This is a genomic window from Crocosphaera sp., from assembly GCF_030064895.1.
GTDB lineage: Bacteria > Cyanobacteriota > Cyanobacteriia > Cyanobacteriales > Microcystaceae > Crocosphaera.
This window is the reverse complement of sequence record NZ_JASJEB010000019.1, coordinates 42830-68851: the sequence shown is the minus strand read 5'-3', so window position 1 is coordinate 68851 and position 26022 is coordinate 42830. Positions and strand designations below refer to the sequence as shown.

The 26022-nt window shown below is 34.3% G+C and carries 30 protein-coding genes and 2 tRNA genes; 9 read left to right on the top strand and 23 right to left on the bottom strand.

Annotated elements, in window-relative coordinates:
• Positions 1-125: 125 nt before the first annotated feature.
• The 4 genes from QNJ66_RS07485 to QNJ66_RS07470 all read right to left on the bottom strand — a co-directional run bounded on the left by QNJ66_RS07485 (position 126) and on the right by QNJ66_RS07470 (position 2018).
• A tRNA-Lys gene (locus QNJ66_RS07485) sits at positions 126-197 on the bottom strand.
• A 64-nt stretch (positions 198-261) separates the two neighbouring features.
• Positions 262-1134: an aldose epimerase gene (locus tag QNJ66_RS07480; protein ID WP_300504709.1), complete on the bottom strand. Its 873-nt coding sequence runs from the start codon at positions 1132-1134 to the stop codon at positions 262-264.
• A 20-nt stretch (positions 1135-1154) separates the two neighbouring features.
• Positions 1155-1859 (bottom strand): diacylglycerol/polyprenol kinase family protein, encoded by a 705-nt coding sequence (locus QNJ66_RS07475; protein WP_300504706.1) that lies wholly within the window; start codon positions 1857-1859, stop codon positions 1155-1157.
• Positions 1860-1945: 86 nt separating this feature from the next.
• A tRNA-Ala gene (locus QNJ66_RS07470) sits at positions 1946-2018 on the bottom strand.
• Between the two features lie 33 nt (positions 2019-2051).
• Here QNJ66_RS07470 and QNJ66_RS07465 point away from each other — a divergent pair.
• On the top strand, positions 2052-2357 hold the full coding sequence (locus QNJ66_RS07465) for a hypothetical protein (protein WP_300504703.1): 306 nt from the start codon (positions 2052-2054) through the stop codon (positions 2355-2357).
• A 2-nt stretch (positions 2358-2359) separates the two neighbouring features.
• Here QNJ66_RS07465 and tadA read toward each other — a convergent pair whose 3' ends face one another.
• From tadA to QNJ66_RS07440, 5 genes are all read right to left on the bottom strand, one after another.
• Positions 2360-2863, bottom strand: coding sequence for a tRNA adenosine(34) deaminase TadA (tadA, locus tag QNJ66_RS07460; RefSeq protein WP_300504702.1), 504 nt, complete (start codon positions 2861-2863; stop codon positions 2360-2362).
• A gap of 313 nt (positions 2864-3176) precedes the next feature.
• The gene (locus tag QNJ66_RS07455) at positions 3177-4295 is read right to left on the bottom strand and encodes a 5-(carboxyamino)imidazole ribonucleotide synthase (protein ID WP_300504700.1); all 1119 of its coding nucleotides are present in this window, start codon (positions 4293-4295) and stop codon (positions 3177-3179) included.
• Between the two features lie 80 nt (positions 4296-4375).
• Positions 4376-4879, bottom strand: a complete 504-nt coding sequence (locus QNJ66_RS07450; RefSeq protein ID WP_300504698.1) for a pentapeptide repeat-containing protein — start codon at positions 4877-4879, stop codon at positions 4376-4378.
• 264 nt (positions 4880-5143) lie between these two features.
• Positions 5144-5734: a Uma2 family endonuclease gene (locus QNJ66_RS07445; RefSeq protein WP_300504695.1), complete on the bottom strand. Its 591-nt coding sequence runs from the start codon at positions 5732-5734 to the stop codon at positions 5144-5146.
• A 38-nt stretch (positions 5735-5772) separates the two neighbouring features.
• Entirely contained in the window at positions 5773-6342 is a 570-nt protein-coding gene (locus tag QNJ66_RS07440) for a Uma2 family endonuclease (protein WP_300504693.1), read from the bottom strand.
• Positions 6343-6595: 253 nt separating this feature from the next.
• Here QNJ66_RS07440 and QNJ66_RS07435 point away from each other — a divergent pair, with 253 nt between their 5' ends.
• From QNJ66_RS07435 to QNJ66_RS07420, 4 genes are read left to right on the top strand one after another with little or no spacing between them, the layout of a single operon-like run.
• A complete protein-coding gene (locus QNJ66_RS07435) occupies positions 6596-6820 on the top strand; it encodes a DUF433 domain-containing protein (RefSeq protein ID WP_300504690.1) in 225 nt (74 codons plus the stop codon).
• 29 nt (positions 6821-6849) lie between these two features.
• Positions 6850-7122, top strand: coding sequence for a hypothetical protein (locus QNJ66_RS07430; RefSeq protein ID WP_300504689.1), 273 nt, complete (start codon positions 6850-6852; stop codon positions 7120-7122).
• Entirely contained in the window at positions 7119-7559 is a 441-nt protein-coding gene (locus QNJ66_RS07425) for a PIN domain-containing protein (protein ID WP_300504686.1), read from the top strand. Before QNJ66_RS07430 ends, QNJ66_RS07425 begins: the two co-directional genes overlap by 4 nt.
• Before the next feature lie 38 nt (positions 7560-7597).
• Positions 7598-8362, top strand: coding sequence for a hypothetical protein (locus QNJ66_RS07420; protein ID WP_300504683.1), 765 nt, complete (start codon positions 7598-7600; stop codon positions 8360-8362).
• 32 nt (positions 8363-8394) lie between these two features.
• Here QNJ66_RS07420 and leuS read toward each other — a convergent pair whose 3' ends face one another.
• From leuS to QNJ66_RS07400, 4 genes are all read right to left on the bottom strand, one after another.
• Positions 8395-10956 (bottom strand): leucine--tRNA ligase, encoded by a 2562-nt coding sequence (gene leuS / locus QNJ66_RS07415; RefSeq protein WP_300504681.1) that lies wholly within the window; start codon positions 10954-10956, stop codon positions 8395-8397.
• 597 nt (positions 10957-11553) lie between these two features.
• Entirely contained in the window at positions 11554-12348 is a 795-nt protein-coding gene (locus QNJ66_RS07410; protein ID WP_300504678.1) for an Rpn family recombination-promoting nuclease/putative transposase, read from the bottom strand.
• 109 nt (positions 12349-12457) lie between these two features.
• A complete protein-coding gene (locus tag QNJ66_RS07405) occupies positions 12458-12814 on the bottom strand; it encodes a DUF5615 family PIN-like protein (RefSeq protein ID WP_300504675.1) in 357 nt (118 codons plus the stop codon).
• Positions 12807-13208: a DUF433 domain-containing protein gene (locus QNJ66_RS07400; protein WP_300504672.1), complete on the bottom strand. Its 402-nt coding sequence runs from the start codon at positions 13206-13208 to the stop codon at positions 12807-12809. The genes QNJ66_RS07405 and QNJ66_RS07400 overlap by 8 nt, the downstream gene beginning before the upstream one ends.
• 174 nt (positions 13209-13382) lie before the next feature.
• Between QNJ66_RS07400 and QNJ66_RS07395 the strand changes: the two genes are divergently transcribed.
• Positions 13383-13565, top strand: coding sequence for a hypothetical protein (locus QNJ66_RS07395; RefSeq protein WP_300504669.1), 183 nt, complete (start codon positions 13383-13385; stop codon positions 13563-13565).
• Between the two features lie 11 nt (positions 13566-13576).
• Entirely contained in the window at positions 13577-13981 is a 405-nt protein-coding gene (locus QNJ66_RS07390) for a PIN domain-containing protein (RefSeq protein ID WP_300504668.1), read from the top strand.
• 410 nt (positions 13982-14391) lie between these two features.
• Here the strand turns inward: QNJ66_RS07390 and QNJ66_RS07385 are convergent, their stop codons facing one another.
• From QNJ66_RS07385 to ruvA, 10 genes are all read right to left on the bottom strand, one after another.
• Positions 14392-15174 (bottom strand): Rpn family recombination-promoting nuclease/putative transposase, encoded by a 783-nt coding sequence (locus QNJ66_RS07385; protein ID WP_300504665.1) that lies wholly within the window; start codon positions 15172-15174, stop codon positions 14392-14394.
• A gap of 143 nt (positions 15175-15317) precedes the next feature.
• Positions 15318-15737: a secondary thiamine-phosphate synthase enzyme YjbQ gene (locus QNJ66_RS07380; protein ID WP_300504662.1), complete on the bottom strand. Its 420-nt coding sequence runs from the start codon at positions 15735-15737 to the stop codon at positions 15318-15320.
• A gap of 371 nt (positions 15738-16108) precedes the next feature.
• Entirely contained in the window at positions 16109-17263 is a 1155-nt protein-coding gene (locus tag QNJ66_RS07375) for an NAD-dependent epimerase/dehydratase family protein (RefSeq protein WP_300504659.1), read from the bottom strand.
• A gap of 148 nt (positions 17264-17411) precedes the next feature.
• Positions 17412-17789, bottom strand: a complete 378-nt coding sequence (locus tag QNJ66_RS07370) for a DUF423 domain-containing protein (RefSeq protein ID WP_300504656.1) — start codon at positions 17787-17789, stop codon at positions 17412-17414.
• A 38-nt stretch (positions 17790-17827) separates the two neighbouring features.
• A complete protein-coding gene (nfi, locus tag QNJ66_RS07365) occupies positions 17828-18490 on the bottom strand; it encodes a deoxyribonuclease V (protein ID WP_300504654.1) in 663 nt (220 codons plus the stop codon).
• A complete protein-coding gene (locus QNJ66_RS07360; RefSeq protein WP_300504651.1) occupies positions 18487-19359 on the bottom strand; it encodes a phytanoyl-CoA dioxygenase family protein in 873 nt (290 codons plus the stop codon). The genes nfi and QNJ66_RS07360 overlap by 4 nt, the downstream gene beginning before the upstream one ends.
• Before the next feature lie 245 nt (positions 19360-19604).
• Entirely contained in the window at positions 19605-20444 is an 840-nt protein-coding gene (locus QNJ66_RS07355; protein ID WP_300504648.1) for a sulfotransferase domain-containing protein, read from the bottom strand.
• A 127-nt stretch (positions 20445-20571) separates the two neighbouring features.
• Complete coding sequence (locus QNJ66_RS07350) at positions 20572-21768, bottom strand: ABC transporter ATP-binding protein (RefSeq protein ID WP_300504645.1); 1197 nt, start codon at positions 21766-21768, stop codon at positions 20572-20574.
• Positions 21769-21982: 214 nt separating this feature from the next.
• Complete coding sequence (locus QNJ66_RS07345; protein WP_300504711.1) at positions 21983-22267, bottom strand: hypothetical protein; 285 nt, start codon at positions 22265-22267, stop codon at positions 21983-21985.
• Positions 22268-22287: 20 nt separating this feature from the next.
• Positions 22288-22920 (bottom strand): Holliday junction branch migration protein RuvA, encoded by a 633-nt coding sequence (gene ruvA, locus QNJ66_RS07340; RefSeq protein ID WP_300504643.1) that lies wholly within the window; start codon positions 22918-22920, stop codon positions 22288-22290.
• A gap of 272 nt (positions 22921-23192) precedes the next feature.
• On the opposite strand from ruvA, the gene QNJ66_RS07335 reads away from it, so the two are divergent.
• Positions 23193-25193: a diguanylate cyclase gene (locus tag QNJ66_RS07335; RefSeq protein ID WP_300504640.1), complete on the top strand. Its 2001-nt coding sequence runs from the start codon at positions 23193-23195 to the stop codon at positions 25191-25193.
• A gap of 64 nt (positions 25194-25257) precedes the next feature.
• Complete coding sequence (gene tatC / locus QNJ66_RS07330; RefSeq protein WP_300504638.1) at positions 25258-26022, top strand: twin-arginine translocase subunit TatC; 765 nt, start codon at positions 25258-25260, stop codon at positions 26020-26022.

Here is a 26022-nt window from a genome sequence, read left to right as displayed (position 1 = left end):
AACATATCAGTAAGATATAGAACGTGATTATTTTTAATGGACGCTTCGCGGTTTATATTTTGGTCGGTCATTCATCCCCACCTTATAGAAGGATGGGGTATTCTGCCCGACATTAGGATAAAAAGTGGGTCGCCTGGGATTCGAACCCAAGACCAATCGGTTAAAAGCCGAGTGCTCTACCGCTGAGCTAGCGACCCGTTGTGTGTTTTGCACACCATCTATTAATGTAGCATCACTTTTAAAAAAAAGCAAGGGGTAATTTTAAATTGAGGTCACATCAATCTCCACCAATGCTTTACAGCTTGCCCCGGGTTGCAGTTCGGTGAGGTTTTCAGAGGTGTTGAGAGCATTACGGGGCGCACTCCAGGGTTCTAGACAGACAAAATCTTTGCCCTTGACCGTCCAGAAGACAATTGTAGAATAATCTTCTGACCATGTCAGGTTAATTTTGAGGCTTCTAGATGAGTCTGTAATGCTGGCAGAAGAACTTTGTAAGGGTTTGAGTGCCACATCGATTTCATCCTGGTTAAAATCGAAACTGCCCTCATAGGAGACAACTTCTGTGCTACCTTTGGCTTTATAACTGGAGGCTGGAATATCTAAGGATAATTTTTCTTTATCTGCAACCAAAAAGTAGGGATGGAAACCGAAAGATAAAGGCATTACTTTATCAGATTTGTTGATATATTCTTGGTGAATTTTTAAGGTTTTTGCTTCTAGTTCATAGATGAATTTTACCTCAAATTCAAAGGGATAAACCTCTAAAGTTTCAGCATTACTCTTTAAACTGACAGTAAGTTTAGAAGAAGATTCTGTGGATTGTTCAACCACTTCCCAGGGTAAATTTCTGGCAAACCCATGTTGTTTTAAATTGTAAGATTTGCCATCATAAGCATAACTATCATCGGGTAAGTTACCACAAATAGGAAAAAGGATGGGATTACCGCCTCTAACGCTTAATTCAGGGTGGATAAATCTTTCTTCATCTAGGTAGAAAACTTCTTGACCTTGAATAGACCAACGGGTAATAATTCCACCTCTTTCGGGAACAACTTCCAGGCGAGACAAGGCACTTTCATCAGCAAGAATGTAAGTCAGATATTGACTTTGTTTAACAGAAATTGAAAAGCTCATGGTTATTTTCTATACCTAACCTAAAGTAATACATCAACTAAATAAAAGGCGAGAACCGCACTACCAAGAGGAACCGTTAAATTATCAATTCCTAGTTTAGAAAAAGCCTCTAATGCCATAGCAACTATAGCAATCATCAAAGAAACGATCCCGACTGTCAAGATCGGTAAATTTACCCAAGAAAGGATAAGACTGGTCACCAAAAAACTGACTCCCATCATGGTCAATGAACCTTCCCAACTTTTTTTGACCCCTAATATTTCGTAGCAATGTTGTCCGAATTTTTGGCCGATAATGGCGGCCATTCCATCTCCCCAGGCCATGACTAAAATGCCAATCACTAGATACTGAGGGTGTCCTGTGGACCAAAATACCTGGGCTAAAATGCCAATACTAAGGGCGTAAAAAAAGGTTCCTAAGCTTTTGCGTCCGACACTATTTATACTGGGTAGAATGGGCAAAAAATAGGAAATGAGAGCGATAATACTGGCGATGAAGGAAGCAGAAATCAACACCCAAGAGGGTATCTGTAACAACCATGCGATTAAAACAACGTTTCCTGAGCCAATATGGACAATTTTTCGGGTAAATTCTGCATTTGTTCCCAATAAACGGTTTAAACCTTCAGCAAAGGCGATAATTACCCCAAGATAGAGTATAACTAAGCCGATGGGGTATCTTAAGGAGAACAAGGTGTTAAGGAATGTAGATGACTCAGATAGCAAGATCAAGTAAATTTAACCAGTGAACTTACTACAATTTATATCAATTTTCCGAAATTGTTACAGCATTTTTACTGTAACAACTATTATGGAGAATAGGAGACTCGAACCCCTGACCTCTGCGGTGCGATCGCAGCACTCTACCAACTGAGCTAATTCCCCTTGTTTGTTTACTGCTTTTCATTATAACATTGAATGCTATTTTTTATCATTATATTTAACTTATTTATTACGTTTATCAATTGTTATCTCTTGCTCAAACTCTGGGTATTATATAATTCTTTAAAAAAGATAACTTCTGAGTTAATTAATCTTGAAAAGCAGCTTAATCAACTTTTTTATATTCTTCCTGATTTAGTTTTAAAAGGACAAGAAAAAACGGCAGAATTGAGACAATTTTATCAAAAGTTTCTCAGACAATTAGCGATCGCTCAAAAACTATTCAGAAATTTACAATTGTTGTTAAGGATATGGTATCGCTTAGAAAATGGTTTTTTATAGAATTAACGTATATTATTATCATTTTTTTTGTGTCTTTTCTGTTTAAACCAGTCTTGTAATTGTTGACGACACTCTTTTTCTAATATACCAGACAAAACTGATAAACGATGATTAGAAGCTGCACTATCGGGTAAGTTAAGGACAGTACGAATAGTTCCAGACTTAGGATCATCTACACCATAAACTAATAGTCCTAAACGAGAATGAATAATTGCACCAGAACACATAATACAGGGTTCTAAAGTAACATATAGGGTACATTTTTCTAGGTTCCAAGACCCTAATTTTTGAGTTGCCTGACGAATGGCCATTATTTCAGCATGAGCGGTGGGATCATGATTTTTTTCTTTACAGTTTAACCCTTCGGCAATCAATTTTCCTTGACTATTAATTATTAATGCACCAACAGGAACATCACCTAAATTAGCGGCTTTTTGTCCTAATATTAATGCTTGTTTCATCCAGTAACAATGGGTTTCATAATTTCCCCAATCAAAAGGTTTCATAATTATATTTTTGTTTTTAATTTAGTGATTACATTCCTTATTAAGTGGTTCGACAATTTTAAAGTTATCTATTAAAAAAGGAAACAGAGAACGGGTAACAGGAAACAGGTAAAGGTTATAGAATTTTTAACATAAGTTAATACATTTCTGTTTACTTATGTCCAACTACTTATTAAAATAGTGAGCATAATATTCATGGTTTTATTGTTAACATAATAAGCAAGATGCTGATACTTTTATTGTTAATATAGTGAGCAATATGCTCACACTACTGTGTCTCAAACTTATTAGAAAACACTCTAACTATTAACTGTTAATTATACCAAATTGATTCTATTTGTTTAGCAATAGTTTCTGGTTTAATCTTATCATCTTTAATTAATACAGTGGCATGACCTAACTTACGACCAGGACGACACTCAGTTTTACCATACCAATGAATATAACTATCAGGAATTTGGGCAATTTTATTTCTTTTTTCTTGATAGTCATCATGGGAGTTTTCATAACCCAATAAGTTGACCATAACTGCTCCCAAAGAATTTAATTTTGTTGAGCCTAATGGTTTACTTGTTACTGCTCTTAACTGCATTTCAAACTGAGAAACATCACAAGCATCTAAGGTATAATGACCGGAGTTATGGGTTCTAGGAGCAATTTCATTAACTAATAATTCTCCGTCTGATGTTAAAAATAATTCAATGCCAAAAATTCCTATAACTTCTAATTCAGTTAATAACTTTTCAGCAATTTTTTTTGCTTCTAATTGTACTGTTTTAGAAACATTAGCTGGAGCAATTACCCAATGACAAACTTGCTCTTTTTGATAGGTTTCTACCAGAGGATATGTTACTATTTCTCCTGTTGTACTGCGGGCAGCCATAATTGCTAATTCTCGGTCAAATTCTATATATTCCTCTACCATCAAAGAATTAGTTTCAGATGATAATAAAGCTTCTAATTCTTGTTGATTATTAATAATAGAAGTTCCTTGACCATCATAACCGTGACGACGAGCTTTTATAACCAAAGGAAAGTTAAAATCTGTCAATGAAAATTCTTCTAAGGTTGTAAATTTTGGGACATTAATACCAATATTTTGTAAATAACTTCTTTGTTGATACTTGTCTAATAAGGGGGATAAAGCTGATAATTTAGGACGAAAAATAACCCCATTTGCTTCTAGTTTTTTGAGGGCATCTAAATCAATAAACTCGTTTTCAAAGGTGATAATATCGCATTTTTCGGCTAATTTTTTTGTTGCCTCAGCGTCATCAATAGCTGCAAAAATAGACTCATCTGCGATCGCAACTGCCGGATCATCGGGATGAGGTGTTTGTATGAATAAGTTTATATCTAATTTTTCGGTGGCCATGGCCATCATCCAGGCCAGTTGACCCCCACCAATAACACCAACACGCTTATTACTCATTGCTCGTTCTAGTTAATATACTGTTTATCGGTGGGCTTTTTTGCCCACCCTATTTAAACCCTGTTGTTAACTACGGGGTCTTATCGACATCCTAAGGACTCACGGGTACTGATATTAGTTTTTGAGTTAACCCCATCAGCGCGTTCACAGAGTTCAGCCACTTGCTGAAGGTCTAGGACAGCTAAACTAAAGTCAGCCCCTGTAATGTTAGCATCATCAAACCTAGTGCGCATCATAATGGCTTCGGTTAACACCGCATCCCTTAAATCTGCTCCTTTAAAGCTGGTAAGATAGGCTAAACCGTTAGTTAAGTCAGCCCCACGTAGATCAGTACCTATTAAGGCAGATCCGTTGAAGACTGCCCCTCTTAGATCAGCCTTACTAAAGTTAGAGTCTGTGAGGTCTGCATTGGTAAACTGGGCGTATGTAAGGCTTTTTCCCGAAAAGTCTTCTCCAATGAGTTGAACATCTTCGTAGGATGCACTAGCGCCGGTTACGGAGGAAGAACTAGCAGCATGGGCTATGGATGTTATTAACCATAGCAAAGAAAAGACAACAACAGTCAGTCTTAATAAGTATTTCATCAAAATAATCCCTAAATCATCTGTCTAAATCACCATTCTAGATTTTATCGTAATTTTTGATGTTTAAGAATAGAAAATTTAGTATTGCTTTCTCAATGATAAAATTATGTCGTTATGATCGAAGGGTGAAAATGAAGCTAATTTACCATAATCTATTGATTCCATAAACATCAAATTTACTATCTTTTGTCACTATTATAAGCTGTCTATTTATAGCTTGAGTAATCAACATCCGATCAAAGGGATCACGATGATTTTGTTATTTTAGTGAATACTATCAGTAAAAATTTTGATTGCTTCAAGTTGGGAAGACATCAAAACACAATCCTCTAATAATTTAAAATTTAATTCAGGTAATAATTGACTTTGGAAAATTTGTTTATATTCATTGTCTTGTAAAGTATAAAGAGAAAATTTATTATGTTGCCATAACCAAACTTCTTTGATTTTAAACCGTTTATATCTCTCTAATTTTTTAACCCTTCCACTGGTAATATTCACTTCAATAGCTAAGTCAGGATGTTCTTTTTTTTCTCCAATATAATAAGATTCATCAGGTTCAAAAGAAACACCTTTTTCTTCTGATTCACGGGTAGCACTTCCTACGGGAATAAATTCAATGTCTTTTTTCCAGAAATAAATACCTAATAAAATAGCAATGATACTTTTAATTATTTCATGTTTTTCTCCTAAAGTCATTAGTTCAATTACTCCATCTAAATAAGAAATTTTAACCCCTGGTTGTTGTTCTATTAAGGTTTTAATCCCTTTAAACTGTTGCCAATCATAGCAACCAGGTAGTATTAATTTTTGTTCTTTTACTGTTGTATTATTATTAAAAGCAACTGTATTCATGTCCTTAAAATATAATTTTTTCTAATGTTTTATAGGGATTAATTGTCAAAAATTTCTTTAATATTACAACTAAAATCAGGCAATAAAGGACTGGTTAAGTGATCAGCATTGTATAGAGTCATTACTTTTTTTAAGATACCCTGTTCACGACGATAAACCTCTATTAATTGTTGTTGACGATCAATAATCCAATATTCACCAACTCCATGAATTGAATATAATTTTAACTTCGTTTGACGATCTCGTTTAATATCTTTTTCAGATGTAGATAAAACTTCTATTATTAATTCTGGTGCAACAGTAAGATGTCCTGATTGATCCGTAAATTTATTTAACTTTTCATGACTAATCCAAATAACATCAGGAATCACTGCATCAGTTTCGGAAAAGATAATTCCTGGAGTCATAAAAGCTTTCCCTAGCTGTTTTTTTCGTGACCAATTTCTTAATTCTGCATATATATTTCCAGCAATATCTTGATGATCTAAATGAGGTGCGCGAGTCACAAATAATTCTCCATCAATGATTTCATAACGGTTGCTATTATCAGGTAATCCCTCTAAATCAGCAATTGTCCAACAAACTTGATCAGTAGTTATAGACTTCATAAACTAATTAGTCCTATTCAGAGTCTTATACTATTTTACAACAACATTTAATAATTTCTAATATTCCTCGTTTTTGTTCTTTTGCTTGAATCTTAGTTTTTCTAGGGGTTGTATTAGTGAAGGAGATAATATTGAAGACGCTTTAAACAACATTAAAGAAGCAATTGAACTTTATTTAGACTCAGAAACGACACTTAAGTATTACAATTGATATTAAAGCGATCAAAGTCATGATAAATAGGATGCTAATCAAATGTCTGATCTATTAGAAAGAATTACAATTAATCCTAAACAATGTGGGGGTCGTCCCTGTATTCGAGGGATGAGAATTAGAGTATCAGATGTGTTAGATTTATATGCGTCTGGGTTATCTTCTGAGGAGATTCTAACAGAAATGCCTGATCTTGAAAAGGAAGATTTACAAGCAGTTTTTGTTTATGCTTCTCGCAAACTTAATCATCCTGTATTATTAGTATAATTGATATAAAACTGAATCAGAGTATAACTATGATTACCCTAAACCTTGACCCTAAATTAGAACATAAAATACAACAAGAAGCCAAGTTAAAAGGTTTATCTGTTGAACAATATATTTCTCTTTTAATTCAAGAGATATTAAAAAATAAGGATAAACAGCAATCAGAAGCTTTAGAATATGAAGCATGGGAAGAAAAGTTCAATCAATTTATTAATCGTTCGGTTGATGTTAGTGTCCAACCTTTATCAGATGAAGCGATTAGTAGAGAAAATATTTATACTAGAGAGGATGAAATGTTGTGATTTATTTAGTAGATACCAATATTATTCTTCGATTAAGACAAATAAATAATCCTATGAACTCGGATCCAGTTAATGCTGTTCAAACATTGAAAAAACGGTCAGAAAAACTGTGTATTGTTCCCCAAAATTTAGTTGAGTTTTGGGTAGTTGCAACACGGCCTATCAAAGTCAATGGTTTAGGTTTAAGTTTTGAAGAAGCTATCATAGAAATTGAAGATATTAAACAAATTTTTGACCTGTATCAAGATACTTCTGGTTTATATACTGAATGGGAAAGACTTATTAAAAAATATCAAGTTATAGGAAAACAAGCACATGACACAAGATTAGTTGCTGCTATGATTACTCATAAAATTGATTATATTTTAACCTTTAATACTGATGATTTTCTTAGATATTCCGAAATTACACCTATTGACCCTCGGACTATTCAATAATATATAATTAGAAGAAACTAAAAAATAGGAATATTTTTATGGAAATTGAAGAACAATGGATTGCTGATGCCGTAAAATCTTTAATTAAGAGAGGAGAAGAAACAACAGCACTTTTTTTGATGGACTGTTCTTTAAACTTAAAAGATCATGATATATGTTTTGAATTTAATGGCGATAATACATTTGAGTTAGTTAGCGTTTATATTGAATGTTCACTGCATCAATATGAAGTTTTAGAAAATGATTCACATGACATTACCCTTAAAGTTAAACAAGCTATATCTACTACTAAACCTTATGAAATAGCAATTCGTAATGACGGTAATGGAATTTATCCTCTCTTAAAAAAAGAACAACATCCCGAAAATTGGAGGGAACAATATAAAGAATCAATACTGGGTCAAAAAATTCATAATCAAGGACTTCCTGAAGATAAAACAGGAAAATATAAACGATATCAATGGAATAATTTTGAATTAGGGTCTTTAGCAGAATTAGCAATTGCCAGAGAATTAGATACAAGAGATTTAGTATTTTTTCCTAACAGCAAAGCCCGTACTAAAATAAATAAATCATCCTATATCATAATACCTGATTTTCTTGTTTGTTGTAAAGGTAAATGGGGAATATTGCAATGTGATCATGAATCTACTCATCCTTATGCAGCAGAAGATCATAAAAAAGATAGATACTTTAGAATACATGGTGTTAAAGTTATCGAACGTTATGATTATGAAGACTGTGTAAAAAATGCTAAAAATGTTGTTGATCAGTTTCTCAACTTACTTGATAAAAATGGATAATTTGTAAGGTGGGCAATGCCCACCCGACGGGGTTATTTAGGAATAACAAAGTTAACTAATTTTCCAGGGACAACAATCACCTTTTTAACCTCTTTTCCGTCTAAGTTACGCTTACCAATATCGGACTCACGAGCTAATTTTTTTAACTCCTCTTTACTGGAATTAGCAGGTACTTGAATTTTTCCTCTTGTCTTACCCATAATTTGAATAACTAGGGTGATTTCATCTACTACTAAAGCATCGGTATCAACCTGCGGCCAAGTTTGTAAATGGATTGAATTTTCATGTCCCAAATTATGCCATAATTCCTCAGCAATATGAGGGGCAAAAGGTGCAAGTAAAATCAATAAAGTTTCGATTCCTTCCTTATAAACCCCAGAATTAATAGATTTAGCATCATTCAAGGCATTACTTAACTTCATTAACTCGGAAACTGCGGTATTAAATTGATAGTCTCCTTCCAAGTCTTCGGATATCTCTTTAATAGCAGTATGGATAGCACGTCTTAATCCTTTTTCTTCCTTGCTTAACTCCTTATTACTAATAACTTCTGGTTGCTTTTCTACATAACCATTAACCAAACGCCACACCCGATTTAAAAAGCGAAATTGTCCTTCAACGTCTGCATCATCCCATTCTAAATCTTTCTCTGGAGGTGCTTTAAATAAGATGAACATTCTGGCTGTATCTGCCCCATATTTTCCTAATACTGTTTTGGGATCAACTCCGTTATATTTAGACTTAGACATCTTCTCATATAACACCTCTAAATCATCTCCAGTATCGGGATCTTTGGGACTTTCAGCATTCACTTTATCTACAGGAATATATTTACCGGTTTTAGGGTTTTTATAGGCCATTGCTTGTACCATTCCCTGTGTCAAAAGACGGTTAAACGGTTCATCAACATTCACTAAACCTCTGTCTCGCAATACTTTAGTAAAAAAGCGAGAATATAAGAGGTGTAAAATAGCGTGTTCAATACCTCCAACATATTGATCAACATTCATCCAATCATTGGCTTTTTCTAACTCAAAAGCGGTCTCATTATTGATAGCATCGGTGTATCTTAAATAGTACCAAGATGAATCAATAAAAGTGTCCATTGTATCTGTTTCACGCTTCGCAGGTTCACCGCAACTAGGACAAGGAACATTGATCCAATCGTCCATTTTTGCCAAAGGAGAAGAACCACGCCCCGTAAATTCGACATTTTCGGGCAATTTCACAGGTAAATCTGTATCAGGTACAGGAACCGTCCCACAACTGGGACAATGCACCACCGGAATAGGACAACCCCAATAACGCTGCCGAGAAATCAACCAATCTCGCAAACGATACTGTATCCTTGCCTTACCGTAACCCTGTTTCTCGGCATAGTCAATGATGGCAGTTTTCCCTTCAGTGGACGGCATTCCATCAAAATCACCGGAATTAACCATAATTCCAGGTTCGGTGTATGCTTCAGTTAACGTGGGGTTGCTATCCTCGCTATTTTCAGCAACAATCACCACTTTGATCGGTAACTGTTTCTCCGTTGCAAACTTAAAGTCACGGGTATCGTGTGCAGGTACACCCATCACCGCACCAGTACCATATTCATACAATACATAATCAGCAATCAAAATGGGGATTTCTTCGCCGTTAAAGGGGTTAATAGCAGTCCCTCCGGTCAATATCCCCCGTTTGGGTTTATCCTCTGCTGTGCGTTCAATTTCGCTTTCGTTAGATACTTCCTCAATGAACGCATCAACTGCTGCTTTCTGTTGCGCAACAGTAACTTTTGGGGTCAAAGGATGTTCAGGGGCCAACACCACATAAGTCACCCCATAAACGGTGTCGGGACGGGTGGTAAAGACAGCTATTTTTTCGTCACTATCCTTGACAGGGAACTCTAAGTATGCACCCACAGACTTCCCGATCCAGTTTTCCTGCATTAACTTAACCCGATCTGGCCATCCTGAAAGTTTATCCAAGTCGGTTAATAACTGTTCTGCATAGTCCGTAATTTTCAAGAACCACTGACGCAACAGTTTCCGTTCTACTTTAGCACCAGAACGAAAACCTCGTCCTTCGCTGTCCACCTGTTCATTTGCTAACACAGTTTGATCGACGGGGTCCCAATTAACTGCTGCTTCCTTCTGATAAGCTAACCCTGATTGATAAAATTGCAAGAATAACCATTGCGTCCATTTGTAATAGTCGGGGAAACAGGTTGCCACTTCTCGGTCCCAGTCGATAGACAGTCCCAAAGTTTGCAACTGTTGCCTCATTTGAGCAATATTTTGCTTGGTCCAGTCTGCGGGGGGAATATTGCGATCGATGGCTGCATTTTCCGCCGGAAGTCCGAACGCATCCCACCCCATCGGATGTAAGACTCGGTATCCTTGCAATCGTTTGAGACGGGCGATAACATCTGTAATCACATAGTTGCGAACATGGCCCATGTGTAGGTTTCCTGACGGGTAGGGAAACATGGATAAGGCGTAAAATTTGGGTTTATCGCTGTTTTCTGGGGTCTTATCTAACCCCTGGTTAACCCACTCTTGTTGCCATTTTTGTTCGATCGCTGCTGCGTTATATTGGGACTCCACGAATGTTTACTCCACTGCTATTTCCATAATTAATTATCCCTGATCTGATTCAGTTATCGGTTATCAGTCATTCGTTTTTTGCTTTTCAGATGAAACTTTAAAAAAACATGCAACGAACAATCAACAATCTAAAAACTTTGTTCATATTCCGAGAATTTCAGTAATCAAGGATATGTTGGGTTTATGTAACTGTACCAAAACCATCTCTCATGGAACATAAATCACCTCTAAAATTCCCAGGGTTTTATACAACAATTATTGTTAGTGTACTTGTTATAGGAATGATAGCGTTATGTACTGTTTTTAACCCTAACTTTGCAGGATCTCTGAATGTTTCCATCGGAAAAGAAGGAGGAAGTATATCTATTCAGAAATATTCTGAATTAAATAGTAAGTCACCCCTCTCTACAATCAAGTAAATTTTTTCTTCAATTTATTATTTTACACACAGTATTTTACCTTTTTAGTCAGGGTGAATACTGTATTTTGTCTATTAATATGTTTATTTTGAGCGCATAATAATATTATGCCCCTACGGTAATGATAATATTTTGTAGGGGTTTAACACTGTTAAACCCAATATATTAAGATCACTCTTTAGTTTGATTCCTCTGTATTCAAAGATGAATTAAGTTGCTCAATTTCTTGTAACCTTAATCCCGTTAGTTTAGCAATATCCTCCATATTCATGCTGTTTCTGAGCATATTTAAAGCAATATTTCTAGTTGCTTTTTGTTCTCCTTCTTTTTCGCCTTTAACTTCCCCTTCATGGAAAATTTCTTGATACATAACTGATTCTTTCATGATATCGCTCCTAAGAATTCGTTTAATACTGTCCTGATCTAATTTTAACCCAGATAAAATGGCTGCGGATGCACTGATATCACTTTGCTGTTGTTTATTGGGCATACTATCAATAATAGCAGCAATTTGGGTTAAGGTTTCTCTAGGGTTATCTGTACGAGTTAGTACAGCGAAAGGTAATAAACCTGAGTTATTCAGAAAACTATCTGTTGCTTGTTCCCAAAGACGAATAACATTAAATTGATGGCGTAAATTCGTCAATTCAAAGGTATTTTGATACACTAATTCTGAATTAGTAGGTTTCAAATAGATCACCACTTGATACATTTCTTTATTGGGATACCGACGATAAACCCGTAAACGATAGTCAGTCATCCTAAAAGGTATATCTTCATCTGGTGAGGTTTGAAACTCAATATGTAAAACAACTTCTTCGGATTGCAAAAAGATTAAAGAATCTGCTCTAATAGGATTTAATGATAGTTCTGTGGGTTTTAATTCTGTGAGTTCAATGGGTTCATTTAATAACCAGTTAGCAAAATCACGACTAAATCTTTCCGCTAAGAATTTACAAACATTATCATACATCAGCAACAAAAATAAGTTAACAGTTTGAGTGCATAATAATATTATGCCCCTACAATAATTATAATGCTTTGTAGGGGTTTAACACTGTTAAAGCCAATTTCGATAAATCCTAACATTTCCATTGATTTAACCAGCGAATTTGTCCCTGTAACTCCTCTGCCTCTGTTTCAGATAACATCTTACTCAATGCAGCAATTAAACTTGATAAATTCCAACTACTTTGTGCTGCCAAAATAATACCATAATGATTTTTGTATCTTTCTCCTAAGATTAAAAAATCTCGAATATTGAACGTAAATATACATCTTTCTTGTGCTGTTGCCCCTAATAATTGTACATCATCACTTGCATCTAATGCCATCCAATCTGTGGGAGTTCGAGTAACATCATAACCTTTATTAATTAGAGCATTCTGTAACGCTTTAATAGAAGTATCAGCATCCAAATGTAATTTTAACTTACTCATTATAGATAGATTCAAGAACTTTATCCGTAGCGATCGCTGTATCAATTTCTTGACGATGCTGATCATAAAATGCCATCACATTATTAACTTGTTCTTCGCTTATTTCATATTCATCAGCAACTTGTTGAGGGGTTAATTGCCAATTTTTCACAGCAACTACTAAAGTTTTAACTTGTATATTTGTTCCTCGTAATTTAGGAATCATTTCACCTTCTTGATTACGAGAATAGACAATATCTGGAAAATTATTATCATCTAAATTTTGTTTTAAACTGCCAATCTTTTCAGCGATTGCCCAAATAATTAGATTATCTAATGTTATACCTTGATCAGTGGCATATTTTTCTGCTTCTTGTTGTAATTTAGGCGGTAATTTAAGAGAATATTGTGTCATGATTACAAAATACCAAAATTTCCTATCTTGAGTATAGCTTGATTTTTCTATTATTTTATTTCAATTAACATTTTAGCTAAATCTGAAGCAATTTAACAGTGTTAAACCCTATATATATTGTTTTCAGGAGAAAATTAGTGTTAAACTTAGAATGTAGAATTTGTAAATGGAATAATGGTATCTATCCCAGAGAATAAAACATTGCAAACAGAACAAGAAACCGATGAACTTTTAGCATTTCTTCAAGAAAAAGGTTGTAAGACAGAACTTAAAATCGGTTTAAATATTACTCCTGCTGAAAAAGGAAGTGGTAAAACTGATATATCAATTAATCATGACCAATTTTTTGCTGAATAAGTTAATAAAAAGTGAAAATACGAGGAATAATTGCAGATACAGGGCCGTTATATGCTGCTATTGATATAGACGATCAATATCATCAGCGATCGCAACAAGAATTAAAAATAATAAATCAACAAAAATTAGCAATTCTAGTTCCTTATCCTATTTATTTAGAAACCAATAAATTAATTTTACAATCATTAGGAATAACTGCTGCTTTAAAATTTACAAGAGACATTGAGAAACAAGTGAATTTTATTAATCCTACTACTGAAGATTATCAAGCAGCAACTTCCATCATTACTAAGTTTCCAGATCAAAAGATTACCTTATTTGACGCAGTTACAGTTATTTTAGCTAATCAAATTAACTTACCTGTCTGGACGTATGATTATCATTTTGATATTATGAAAGCTGAAGTTTGGCGTTAATTTTATCCTAAATAATATAAAAAATCTAAATGTAATTTTAACTTACTCATTATAGATAGATTCAGTAACCATCCCATTTTTCCAACTATAGCAGTCGAAGTATAGTTTAGGACAGTCTATATTCTTGAAACCCCTTCAGAGAGTGGTTTTACCTCCTGCCCTCTGCCCTCTGCCTTCTGCCTCCTGCTATACCTTTCAGTTTAACATCAATTCTTAAGGGCATAATAATATTATGCCCCTACGGTAATTATAGCAGTCGCCAAAGCTATTAGGACATTTTTCTGTTCCCTGTTCCCTGTTCCCTGTTCCCTTAAAATATAATTTATGTGTCCTAACTAGCCTGTCTATTGCTATATAATGTTTTGTAGGGGTTTAACACTGTGTTTTACCCCATGTATTAATATTACTATTTAGTTTGATTCCTCTCTATTTAAAGATGAATTAAGTTGCTCAATTTCTTGTAAACTTAATCCCGTTAGTTTAGCAATATCATTAATATTCATACTGTTTCTAAGCATATTTAAAACAATATTTTGGATAGCTTGTTTTTCTCCTTTAATTTCACCCTCATGGAAAATTTCTTGATAAACAACTGATTCTTTCATGATATCGCTCCTAAGAATGCGTTTAATACTGTCTTGATCTAATTTTAACCCAGATAAAATAGCTGTGGATGCACTAATATCACTTTGCTGTTGTTTATTGGGCATACTATCAATAATAGTAGCAATTTGGGTTAAGGTTTCTCTAGGGTTATCCGTACGAGTTAGTACAGCGAAAGGTAATAAACCTGAGTTATTAAGAAAACTATCTGTTGGTTGTTCCCAGAGACGAATAACATTAAATTGATGACGTAAATTCGTCAATTCAAAGCTATTTTGATATACTAATTCTGAATTACTGGGTTTCAAATATATCACCACTTGATACATTTCTTTATTGGGATAACGACGATAAACCCGTAAACGATAGTCAGTCATCCTAAAAGGTATATCTTCATCTGGTGAGGTTTGAAACTCAATATGTAAAACAACTTCTTCAGATTGCAAAAAGATTAAAGAATCTGCTCTAATAGGATTTAATGACAGTTCTGTAGGTTTTAATTCTGTGAGTTCAATGGGTTCATTTAATAACCAGTTAGCAAAGTCACGGCTAAATCTTTCTGCTAAGAATTTACAAACATTATCGTACATCAGCAACAAAAATAAGTTAATAGTTTAACGGCATAATAATATTATGACCCTATAATAATTATAAAATTATAACTCGTATGCTTGTGTTGTAGATAACATCTTACTTAATGCAGCAATTAAACTTGATAACCGCTTTTTCAGTTCTAGCTACCATTAATATGAACAACAATCTCTCGGTTATGACTCCTTTGACGGTGTTCCCAGAGATAAATACCTTGCCAAGTTCCTAAGACTAATCTACCATTAGAAATAGGGATTTGTTCTGATGTTTTTGTTAACATGGAACGAATATGAGCCGGCATATCGTCAGGTCCTTCCGTACTATGCTCATACAGTTTAGAATCTTCGGGAACTAGCTTAGAAAAGAAGTTGGCTAAGTCTATTAAAACATCAGGATCGGCATTTTCTTGAATAATTAAAGAAGCAGAAGTATGACGCACAAAAATAGTACATAAACCCGTCAAAATTCCTGATTTACTAACAACATTTTCAACGTCACTGGTAATAGGATGAAAGTCTTTTCCTCTAGTACGAATAGATAATAATTTCTGATAATGATTCATGAAAATTTCAATCCTAATCATGTTGAAACAATAATAATTTCTCCCCACATCCCTCATATTCCCGTCTTCCCTAACTACGATGCCAAGTTGTTACTTCTCGAGCTTGATCCACTAAAATAATACCTTGTTCCTTTAACCCATCTCAAATGCGATCGCTTTCAGCAAAATTCTTATTTTTTCTGCCTTCTTTTCTCTGTTCAATTAATACTTCAATATAACCATGATCCAACCCATCACTTGCTTCAGGTTTCAATGGTTATGAAAGAGTCTTTTTTCCGGGCTAAGGTGTCGATAAATTTAGTGTCATTTGTCATTTTGTTGACATGAAGTTACAGGGTGCCTAGATGGCCACCCTATAACTGAACAAGCAATTATTTGCGATGCCAAGAAACAGTAGGTAAAATCTGCTCTTTGTCAACCCTTCCTTTATATTTCTCAGCAAAATTTAACAAAGAATCTAGAAGAGAATCAGACAGATAATGAGGTTGTAAACCTAACTCTAATAAGCTAGTATTCTTAGCGTTGAAATAGTGTTCATCTAATTCAACCCTGGGGTTATCTAAGTTGTCAATTTCAACTTTTAAGCCAATGGCTGTTCCAGCTTTTTGCACCATCTCAGCTAACCCTTTAATACTGAATAACTCGGTAAACTGGTTAAAGACGCGCATTTTTCCGGCCTCAGCAGGATTTTTAATGGCGATATCGATACAGCGTACTGTATCACGAATATCTAAAAAGCCTCTGGTTTGTCCACCTTTACCATATACCGTTAAAGGATGACCAATGGCTGCTTGAATACAGAAACGATTTAAGGCAGTTCCAAAGACTCCATCGTAGTCTAAACGGTTAATGAGCATTTCGTCCATACCCGTTTCTTCCGTCAAAACCCCATAAACTACACCTTGGTTTAAATCAGTGGCTCGTAAGCCCCAAATTTTGCAAGCAAAATGGATATTATGGCTATCGTGTACCTTACTCAAATGATAGAAACTACCGGGTTGTTTGGGATAGGGTAAAGTGTCTTTACGACCATTGTGTTCAATGGTAATGTAGCCTTCTTCAATGTCAATGTTGGGGGTACCATATTCTCCCATAGTTCCCAGTTTAACGAGGTGAGTATCTGGGAAATCTTCTTTCATGGCGTAGAGAATATTCAGGGTTCCTACCACATTATTAACTTGGGTAAAGACCGCGTGTTCCCTATCAATCATGGAATAAGGGGCAGAACGTTGTTCTCCAAAATGGACAATTGCCCCAGGTTCAAAGTCTTTCAGGGCTTGACTTAAAAAGCTATAATCGGTAATATCACCTACAAATAACTCAATGGTTTTCCCTGTCAACTCTTGCCAACGTTGAATGCGTTTTTGAATGGGGGCGATTGGGGTTAACGTATCTACTCCGAGTTTAGAGTCCCAATAACGTCGGCTTAAGTTGTCGAGAATACCAACGTCATACCCTTGGTTGGAAAGATGTAGTGCGGTTGCCCAACCACAATAACCGTCACCGCCAATAACAATAACTTTCATACTGACTCTAATAAATAACTTTGCTGATCTCAGGCAACAGTAACAAGTTTTGGGACTGCCTAGACCATAGAATATCAAAACTTTTGTGCCTAATAGGTCAGTTTATCATCTTAGAGGGAACACTACCGCAAAAATATGTAATTTTAATTTACTCCATCCCCCAAGCTGCGATCGCCAAACTTAACCAACCGATGAGAAAGGCCGCCCCACCAATAGGCGCGATCGCTCCCAACCATTTTATGCCTGTTAAACTCAGGGCGTAAAGACTGCCGGAAAAGATTAGAATACCTATAATAAAAGCATATCCTGCACTAACCATAGTTATTGGGGTATTTTCTTGGCTCTTTAACAGTAAAGCCACCAAAATTAAAGCTAGGGCGTGATACATTTGGTATTTTGTCCCCGTCTCAAATATTTCTAGGGAGCGATCGCTTAATTGATTTTTTAAAGCGTGAGTAGCAAATGCACCACCGGCAACGGATAAACCAGCTAAAATTGAACCAATAAGTAGAAAAAATTTGGCCATATCGTGTAATGAAAAAACTAATGACTAATAACTGTTTACTAATGACTTGATGCTAACTTATCTGCCCATCTAGTGGTTTCGGGTAAGCGATATTTTGTTAAACAGTCTATTACGTAATTCAAGGCTGTTGGTAGACTAATTTTATGACCAATAGAGATGTAAATGGGTTTAACATTAGTTCTTGATCTTAGCACGGCTCCAATAATTTCTCCTTTATCTATTAAAGGTTGCCAACTTCCTTTTTCTAAAGGGACTTCTTCGTGTTTGCCGATGAATAAAGATTTAGCAACACCAATGGTAGGAAGATCGAGTAAAACTCCTAAATGAGAAGCAATACCAAAGCGTCTAGGATGGGCTATTCCTTGCCCATCACAGAGAATTATATCAGGCATAATGTCTAGTTTTTCTATGGCTTTTAATAGGGCAGGAATTTCTCGAAATGATAAGAAACCAGGGATATAAGGAAAGGTTGTAGGAGTTAATGCAGTTTTACTTTCTACTAATTCTAGACTAGGAAATTTTAAAACAGCGATCGCCGCTTTGGTAATTTTATAATTATCTTGAAATCCTACATCCACCCCTGCTACATAATCAACTATTTCCAAGTTATCTTTTTTGATAACTTGATTAGTTAGCTTTTTTTGTATGATTTTTGCTTCTTCTAAAGATTGAGGTGATAGAAATTTTGTCTTAATTTTCATTTTTTTAGTTTTTCAAAATATTCTTCTGCTAGTAGAATGTTATTTTCAATAAATTTTTGTCTATTTTCCATTGACAAAAATAACTTACTATTTTTATTTTGTTTAATTTGCCGTTTCATATTGTTAATAGCAAAGTTTTTTGTATAATCATTAGGAAAACCATAGGTAAAGAAGATAGATAATCTATCGCCATACAAAGTATCATAGATTTGTTTGAGATATTGATCACTTTTTTGAGGGGATATTTTTAAAATTTTCTTGAGACCCTTTTTTATTAAATCATTAGGTTTTTGTAAAAAATCAACAGGAAAAACATCTCTTTGTCCTGTATGAGTTAACCTTACATCAAAAATAATAATATCTCCTGCTTTAGTTTTTAAATAAGTCTCTTCTCCTTGATTGATATCTGAAAATTTATGAGAACCTTTTCTAACTGTTAATCCGGCTTTATTATGATCATGGTCTTGTAAATAAAGGGCAATTTTATACACTTTACAATCTTCTTGATCATAGGTGGGAAATCCAAAATAGCCCCCTTTCATCACTGTCATTCCGTCATCTTTGTGCCATGCTGATAAAGTACGACAATGAAGATCACAATGACTGGTAAACATTATCTCTTCTTGTCCGAGTAATTGACGCATCACTGCTAAAATTTTAGGGTGATAAAATATCCAATTAATATCAGGAACTTCTACAGCAGCATTAGGTTGAGTTAAACCTAATATTGTCGACACTCCACGAGAACTAAAATGATTTTTGATTAATTTTCTTAGAGTAACGATTTCGCCCTTAGAAAGAATGTTTGGTAAGAGAATAAAACCATTATCAGTAATCTCTTTGATCAAATTTTCGTTAGAGTAGTGCATTTTTTTTGAAGAAATAAAAAAGGAGGGGAGCATCCCATTTTTGCAACTTAACCGTTTTAGGATGACTGAAACCCTTGCCTGTCGTGGCTTTGAGTCATGGACTTACGAAAATGGGATGCTCCCAAAAGGAGGCTAATAAAATGATAGTGAGTCTATAATTCTAAAATTATCCTGTATCAAATTAGCAATAATCAATCATCTGAAATTTTTCTAGCAATAAAACCAATCCAGATCATGATTTTTTATCAATGACTGTATCCATATCTTCTTGGTAATTTTTCCATCAAGGCGTTGCAATAGTCTATATCTTCGCCTGACAATTCTTTTAAGTAAGAACCAATTTTAGCATTCCTGACTTTTAGTGAGTTTCTATCAACGTCCAAAAAGTTCATTCCGTCAATTTGACCTTGAAGTTCCATTTTTCTCATATTATCTGCCTCACTTATTTGATAAACATTCCTAATCAAATCTTCGTCAATACTCTTCAATTTTGTAAAATCAATAACTTTCTGTAATGTTTCTACACCTTTTCTAACCAAATCTTCATATCTAATAAGCAACAAGTGTTTATGAATCCAACGATAACGATTCCATATTTGATAAAAACGAATAATACGTTCAAATCCATATAAGGGATGACGAACAAATTCAGTTAAAGAATTTATTTGGATAGAACAATTCTTAACTCTTTTCGTTATTTGATAGTAATGAGATACAACTACATCACGAGGATCTCTAACTAATAAAATTACTCGGTTGTTTAGATATTTTAAACGTCCTCCATAAATAAATAATTTTTCAGCGTCATTTTGATTTGCTCTTTCATCTATCAAGTAACTATCTTCATGGGTTGGAATTATTGGTGGCAAGCTAGGATATTTTTTAGTGAGTTGATCAACAAAAACAGTAGTCTTCTCTGATTCAAGGTTGTAAGCCTTAATTATCATTTCTGATAACATAAAGCACAACCAGGTTCTACCACATTTTGGAAAAGATACTAAATAAGTTGTCTTGCCATTTGATCTACGCATTTCTTGCAGATCATTGATAGCGTACTTTAACCACTTTTTTTGAGTTTGTAACATAGATAATCCTTATCATTAATGAATTAATACGCTTGTTGACTATTTATAAGTTAATCACAAGTAAGCCAAGATTAACAATTGTTTGTCCACAAGTATTCTATAGTAGTGTTACTATTCATGATATACTTTATGTTTTTACTAACCAATTTCCGTATATTTGAATTGGTGATGCACAAAAATGTTCACCAGTTACTTTTAATTCATAAGCATTATTATGTTTACATAAGATTTTTCCATTATCTTTTGTAGTAATAATCACTGTAATTAAATAGCTTCCTGGACTTAAATTTATTTGACCTAAATCTACAGAAATACTCATTTTATTGTTCTGGTTAGTAAAATGTGTTTGGTTAAAATAGGAATTGCAATAAGCTACAGGTTGTAATTCCTGACTAACAATAGCAATAACAACATCAAAAACATCTATATGTAGATCAACAGAGACTTCTAGGTTTATTGAAGTTTGATCTAGATAGTTAATACTATCCATTACTAATTTACCATTACTTTCTAAATCTATAGAATGAATGGTTGCTTCTCCACTACCAGTGGCCACTCCTTTCTCAGATTCAAAATAAGAGTAGAATTTATTAATTCCGTTGGCTACATCCCTACCTTGGAAAACACATTTACCATGATCCATAACCACGATATCAGAACAAACTCTGGAAATTTGAGGCATGGAATGAGAAACTAGCACAACTGCCGCTCTCTCCATCATTTGATATATAGTATTAAAACACTTAGCCCGAAAGCCCACATCTCCCACAGCTAAGACTTCATCTAATAAAAGGACATCGGGTTCCATCTGGGATGCCACAGCAAACCCCAAGCGAACTTTCATACCTGAACTATAATTAACTACAGGTGTATCAATAAAGTCTTCTAGCTCAGAAAAATCGATAATAGCATCTAGTTTCTTCTGAATTTCTGCTTGAGTAAAACCCAAAACTGCCCCTCTGCTATAGATATTCTCTCTACCTGTTAAAATGGCGTTAAATCCAGCACTTAGTTCAATTAATGCGGCTATTCTACCACGCAGTTCAACTCTTCCTCTATCCGGTTTTATCAGTCCATTGAGAATTTTTAAAAGCGTACTTTTCCCCGCTCCATTGGGTCCAATTAATCCTAAACATTCGCCGCGACGTAACTCAAAAGAGATATCGTTTACTGACCAAAATTCGTCTTCTCTAAGTTCGCGTTCATAATTACGAGCCGTGGCCTCTGACAGGATATCCTGAACCCCGTACCATAAAGATCGTTTAAGATCACGACAAAATTTTTTTGAAACATTATCAACTTTAATTAGTACGTCATCAGCCATGTATGTAAAATCTCCTGATCTATAGATTGTCTGATTCAAAAGTAGAGTGGCGTTTACCTAAAATCTGTAATTTTACTAAACAGCATTAGTATCGAGCAGAAAACAATTATTGAGTCTTCCTATACAAAATATCACAAACCTAGAAAAATGGGTAAATATTTGTCCAACAAAGCCTTGTAGTGTTTATGTACTAAATATTGTTGTATCTCTAATTTTAGAATAAGTTTTCCATCTGTTTCCAAGTTAATCCTTTTTCAATGTAATTAGGCTCATTGGGATTATAAGGGCTTTGAAGGCGATCAATACTGATAATATCTGCTGCTTCCGGAAGCATGGGAACATCTGGGTTAAATTCTGTTGGACGCATTAAAGAACTAGAAAATCCTTTAAAAACCATCAGTTGATCCCTTTCTTTCTCAATAGTAGCTGTTATTAGTAATACTTCTTGAGGATGTTTAATTGTGTATTGTTCTAGTTTTTGTATTTTTGATAATGACATGGTTGATAATTGATAACTGTTCACTGACTTAACCAAGCGATCGCTTCTTTGATCCATTCTTCTGTGTTAGTATTTTTGAGCATAAGATTATCTTGACTTAAGGTAGAAATAGCTTTGTCTATCTCTTCATTAGTATACCCTAAAGCTAACAAGGTCATCTCAATATCTTCTAAAATATCCAAGGATGGCATAGCAGAAGAGGAAGTTACTGTTACTCCTACGAGTTTTCGCCATTGTGATAGCTTAGTTTTTAATTCTAAAGCAATTCTTTCGGCAGTTTTTTTGCCGACTCCTGGGGTTTGATATAATTTTTTGATGTTGCCTGTGACAATGGCTTGTACTAATTCTTCTAATCCTAATGTATCGATTAAGGCAATTCCTGATTGTGCGCCAATACCACTCACACTGATCAATTGGCGGAATAAGTCTCTTTCTGCTGTGCTAGAAAAACCGTATAAAATTTGCTGATCGTCTTTGATTTGTAAATGGGTAAAAATTGAAATAATCTCTAATTTCTCTTGAGAAATATGTCGGGCAAATTTTGAAGGTATTTGCAATTCATAGCCAATCTGATTAACTTCTAAAACCAATATTATCCGATTATTGGTATTCTTAATCACTTCTATGGGAATGCCTTTTAAATAGTTAATCACAGGGTTTCAATAAATAAAAAATAATTGATAGATTATAGCATTAATTCAGCTTTTTAGTTAAGATTAAGTTAAGAAAAATAAACTAATTCTCCTAGATGTTACTACATTGTTAGCATGAAACAATTACTATAAAATTAACAATGGGTTAAAATTAAATTGATAGTATAAAGTGGCCTAATCCGTTTAATTATTTTAACCTAATCTTAATCATAAGTAGAGAAGGTTGAAATATAGTTTTTGTTATCAATATGCCTAAGTAAAACTTAAAAATAATGCAGTATTTTCTTAATCATTTATCTTCTCATAATCAATATATTCCTCATGGAAACTGTTATTTATGGCAACCATCTTTATTATGGTTACATATTATTTCTGATAGTTTAATCGCTATTACTTATTTTTTCACACCTCTTATTTTATTATATTTTATTCGTCAGAATAAAGGAATTCCCTTTAGAGGAATTTTGATTCTATTTGGGCTATTTACTTTATCCTGTGGAACAACACATATTTTTTCAATTATTACCCTTTGGGTCCCGATTTATTGGCTATCTGGTGCTATTAAAAGCTTTACAGCTATGGTTTCTGTTTATACAACTATTGCTTTAATACCCATTATTCCTCAAACTTTAAGCTTGCGTTCTCCTGATGAATTAGAAGTTTTAAACCAACAATTAAAATCTCAAATAAAAGAAAAAGAAAAGGCAGAAAAAATAGTTATTCAACTCAATGAACAGTTAGAAAATAAAGTAAAGCAAAGGACAGATGAATTAGAAAAAGCAAATTATGCCCTTGAAAGAAAAATAGAAGAAAGAAAACAAATTGAAGAGATTTTACGAGACAACCAAAAATTTAATCAACGAATTGCTGAACTGACCCCAAACCTTGTTTATATTTATGATTTAATTGACAATAATACTGTCTATTGTAATCGATTTATTACAGAAATTTTAGGTTATAGTATTGAAGAAATTAAACAAATGAAGTCTGATATTTTTTCCTGCTTAGTTCACCCAGACGATAAAATTAAAATTGATAAATTTAGACAGCGATGTTTGAAGCTAAAAAATGATAGTTATTTGGAAATAGAATGTCGTTTACGAGATAGTGAAAATAACTGGCATTGGATTCAGATTAGGAAAACGATTTTTAGCCGTACTGCAAAACAGGAATCTCGACAAATTTTAACCGTTGCTGCTGATATTACAGACAGAAAAAAAACAGAATTAGATATTAAAAGAATTAATGAACAGTTAGCAGAAAGAGTCAAAGAATTAGAAGACCGCACCCAAGAAATGATCTTATTAGGAGAAATGACTGATTTTTTACAAACTTGCTTATCTATCTCTGAGGCAGAAAGAACTTTATCAGATTTATTAAGACCGATATTTCCTGATTTTTCTGGTTCTGTATTTACCTTAAAACCATCTCGTAATTTACTGGAATTAGTGGCACTCTGGGGAGATAATACCAATACGAATAATCTTATTAAACCTCAACAATGTTGGGGTTTAAGGCGAGGAATTTCTCATTTAGTTAAAAGTAATTCTCCTAATTTATATTGTGATCATGTTAAACATAATGAGTCTATGGGTAACACTTTATGTGTTCCTATGATGGCGCAAGGGGAAACATTAGGATTACTTTCTTTATATTCCAATTCCAAGAAAAATATCTCCCTTGCTCAAAAGCGTTTAGCAGAAGCAACATCAAAACAAATTGCTATTTCTTTAGCGAATTTAAAACTGAGAGAAACTCTACAATATCAAAGTTTTCGAGATCCCTTGACAGGACTATTTAACCGTCGTTATTTAGACGCTTCTATGGATCGAGAATTACATCGAGTGATGCGAGAAAATAAACCATTAGCAATTATTATGTTGGATGTGGATCATTTTAAAAAATTTAATGATACCTTTAGCCACGATGCTGGGGATGTTGTACTAAAAACCATTGGTAATTTTATACAAAAAAGTGTTCGTCAATCGGATATTGCTTGTCGTTTTGGAGGGGAAGAATTTACTATTATTTTACCTTATTCTTCCCTAGAAAACGCTATAGAAAGGGCAGAACAATTAAGATTGGGTATTAGAAATTTGTATATTCAATATGGGAATCAATCTTTAGGGTTAGTGACAGTTTCTCTCGGGGTTTCTGCTTATCCAAATCATGGAAAAAAATCCAAAAAATTACTACAAAATGCTGACTTGGCTTTATATAAAGCCAAACAAGAAGGACGCGATCGCGTAATTTCTTTTGATTTAATCTCTTAGAAGTCGCGGAAGCTGAACATTTTTTCTTACAATGGGTAATGATTAAACCCACTGTAGCCGAGTTATGACCCAAACCAATAGTGAACCCCGTACCGATGTTGAAAAAGAAGCCTATCTTGATGAAATACCCGATGAGGTTGAGATGTCTTTGTTTGACCATCTCGAAGAACTGCGGATGCGCATTTTTTATGCTTTGATTGCGGTAGCAGTGGGTATGATTGCTTGTTTCCTGGTGGTTAAACCTTTGGTCCGATGGTTGGAGGTTCCGGCGCAAGGGGTCAATTTTTTACAGTTAGCCCCTGGTGAGTTCTTTTTTGTGTCAATTAAGGTGGCTGGTTATAGCGGTTTATTGGTGGCGAGTCCTTTTATTCTTTATCAGGTTATTCAGTTTGTTTTACCAGGTTTGACTCGTCGGGAACGTTTTTTATTGGGTCCTGTAATTTTGGGATCAAGTGTGCTATTTTTTGCAGGAATTGGTTTTTCTTATTGGGCTTTAATTCCGGCTGCTTTAAGGTTTTTTATTGCTTATGGATCGGATGTTGTTGAACAAGCTTGGTCCATTGAGCGTTATTTTGAGTTCGTTTTATTGTTAATGTTTAGTACGGGTATTGCTTTTCAAATTCCTGTGATTCAATTAATTTTAGGACAGTTGGGTATTGTTTCTTCAAATCAGATGTTGAAGGGATGGCGTGTTATTGTTTTAGGGTCGGTTATTTTGGGTGCAATATTAACTCCTTCTACTGATCCCTTGACTCAATCTTTATTAGCTGGGGCAGTTTTAGGATTATATTTTGGTGGTATTGGCCTTGTTAAATTGAGTGGGAAATAA

Bases quoted from the DNA above. Each gene is read 5' to 3' on its own strand.
- QNJ66_RS07420 (WP_300504683.1), top strand. From the start codon at position 7,598: ATGGAAATTGAAGAACAATGGATTGCTGATGCCGTAAAATCTTTAATT.
- QNJ66_RS07385 (WP_300504665.1), bottom strand. From the start codon at position 15,174: ATGTACGATAATGTTTGTAAATTCTTAGCAGAAAGATTTAGCCGTGAC.
- QNJ66_RS07335 (WP_300504640.1), top strand. From the start codon at position 23,193: ATGCAGTATTTTCTTAATCATTTATCTTCTCATAATCAATATATTCCT.
- QNJ66_RS07375 (WP_300504659.1), bottom strand. From the start codon at position 17,263: ATGAAAGTTATTGTTATTGGCGGTGACGGTTATTGTGGTTGGGCAACC.
- QNJ66_RS07395 (WP_300504669.1), top strand. From the start codon at position 13,383: ATGGTATCTATCCCAGAGAATAAAACATTGCAAACAGAACAAGAAACC.
- QNJ66_RS07355 (WP_300504648.1), bottom strand. From the start codon at position 20,444: ATGTTACAAACTCAAAAAAAGTGGTTAAAGTACGCTATCAATGATCTG.
- QNJ66_RS07455 (WP_300504700.1), bottom strand. From the start codon at position 4,295: ATGAGTAATAAGCGTGTTGGTGTTATTGGTGGGGGTCAACTGGCCTGG.
- QNJ66_RS07370 (WP_300504656.1), bottom strand. From the start codon at position 17,789: ATGGCCAAATTTTTTCTACTTATTGGTTCAATTTTAGCTGGTTTATCC.
- QNJ66_RS07450 (WP_300504698.1), bottom strand. From the start codon at position 4,879: ATGAAATACTTATTAAGACTGACTGTTGTTGTCTTTTCTTTGCTATGG.
- QNJ66_RS07405 (WP_300504675.1), bottom strand. From the start codon at position 12,814: ATGAGTAAGTTAAAATTACATTTGGATGCTGATACTTCTATTAAAGCG.
- QNJ66_RS07360 (WP_300504651.1), bottom strand. From the start codon at position 19,359: ATGCACTACTCTAACGAAAATTTGATCAAAGAGATTACTGATAATGGT.
- tadA (WP_300504702.1), bottom strand. From the start codon at position 2,863: ATGAAACCTTTTGATTGGGGAAATTATGAAACCCATTGTTACTGGATG.
- QNJ66_RS07480 (WP_300504709.1), bottom strand. From the start codon at position 1,134: ATGAGCTTTTCAATTTCTGTTAAACAAAGTCAATATCTGACTTACATT.
- QNJ66_RS07400 (WP_300504672.1), bottom strand. From the start codon at position 13,208: ATGACACAATATTCTCTTAAATTACCGCCTAAATTACAACAAGAAGCA.
- QNJ66_RS07465 (WP_300504703.1), top strand. From the start codon at position 2,052: ATGCTATTTTTTATCATTATATTTAACTTATTTATTACGTTTATCAAT.
- QNJ66_RS07410 (WP_300504678.1), bottom strand. From the start codon at position 12,348: ATGTATGATAATGTTTGTAAATTCTTAGCGGAAAGATTTAGTCGTGAT.
- QNJ66_RS07345 (WP_300504711.1), bottom strand. From the start codon at position 22,267: ATGTCATTATCAAAAATACAAAAACTAGAACAATACACAATTAAACAT.
- QNJ66_RS07430 (WP_300504689.1), top strand. From the start codon at position 6,850: ATGATTACCCTAAACCTTGACCCTAAATTAGAACATAAAATACAACAA.
- QNJ66_RS07435 (WP_300504690.1), top strand. From the start codon at position 6,596: ATGTCTGATCTATTAGAAAGAATTACAATTAATCCTAAACAATGTGGG.
- nfi (WP_300504654.1), bottom strand. From the start codon at position 18,490: ATGAAAATTAAGACAAAATTTCTATCACCTCAATCTTTAGAAGAAGCA.
- QNJ66_RS07445 (WP_300504695.1), bottom strand. From the start codon at position 5,734: ATGAATACAGTTGCTTTTAATAATAATACAACAGTAAAAGAACAAAAA.
- QNJ66_RS07350 (WP_300504645.1), bottom strand. From the start codon at position 21,768: ATGGCTGATGACGTACTAATTAAAGTTGATAATGTTTCAAAAAAATTT.
- QNJ66_RS07440 (WP_300504693.1), bottom strand. From the start codon at position 6,342: ATGAAGTCTATAACTACTGATCAAGTTTGTTGGACAATTGCTGATTTA.
- tatC (WP_300504638.1), top strand. From the start codon at position 25,258: ATGACCCAAACCAATAGTGAACCCCGTACCGATGTTGAAAAAGAAGCC.
- QNJ66_RS07380 (WP_300504662.1), bottom strand. From the start codon at position 15,737: ATGAATCATTATCAGAAATTATTATCTATTCGTACTAGAGGAAAAGAC.